The organism is Paenibacillus xylaniclasticus (assembly GCF_004001065.1).
Lineage (GTDB): Bacteria > Bacillota > Bacilli > Paenibacillales > Paenibacillaceae > Paenibacillus_T > Paenibacillus_T xylaniclasticus.
The window spans coordinates 1-540 of sequence record NZ_BIML01000103.1; the positions used below are offsets into that span (position 1 = coordinate 1).

The following is a 540-nucleotide window of genomic DNA, read 5'->3' on the forward strand; positions in this document are numbered from 1 at the left end:
ACAGTAAAAGAATGGGGCGATTGAGGGGAATTGAACCCCCGAATGTCGGAATCACAATCCGATGCGTTAACCACTTCGCCACAACCGCCATGTAGTGAAGCGCAAGATGTCTTATGGCATATAGCCGGTTAAGTTATAATGGCGGAGCCGACGGGATTCGAACCCGCGGTCTCCTGCGTGACAGGCAGGCATGTTAGGCCTCTACACCACGGCTCCACATTATAAGTTCGGATGCTATCCATTAGGATAACATTGGTTGCGGGGGCAGGATTTGAACCTGCGGCCTTCGGGTTATGAGCCCGACGAGCTACCGAGCTGCTCCACCCCGCGATATTAAAGATGGTGGAGGCTGACGGGATCGAACCGCCGACCCTCTGCTTGTAAGGCAGATGCTCTCCCAGCTGAGCTAAGCCTCCGGGAATTATGGTGACCCGTAGGGGATTCGAACCCCTGTTACCTCCGTGAAAGGGAGGTGTCTTAACCCCTTGACCAACGGGCCTTACCATTATAATTAGTTCGTTGCCAGAAAAGAGCTTCGAA

At 53.3% G+C, this 540-nt stretch carries 5 tRNA genes; all 5 read right to left on the bottom strand.

Annotation, left to right across the window (positions count from 1 at the left end):
* Positions 1-12: 12 nt before the first annotated feature.
* Positions 13-88: transfer RNA gene (locus tag PXY01_RS22130), tRNA-His, on the bottom strand.
* A gap of 51 nt (positions 89-139) precedes the next feature.
* Positions 140-216 (bottom strand) — tRNA-Asp (locus PXY01_RS22135).
* Between the two features lie 37 nt (positions 217-253).
* Positions 254-330: transfer RNA gene (locus PXY01_RS22140), tRNA-Met, on the bottom strand.
* Positions 331-340: 10 nt separating this feature from the next.
* Positions 341-416, bottom strand: a tRNA-Val gene (locus PXY01_RS22145).
* A gap of 8 nt (positions 417-424) precedes the next feature.
* Positions 425-499: transfer RNA gene (locus tag PXY01_RS22150), tRNA-Glu, on the bottom strand.
* Positions 500-540 lie beyond the last annotated feature (41 nt).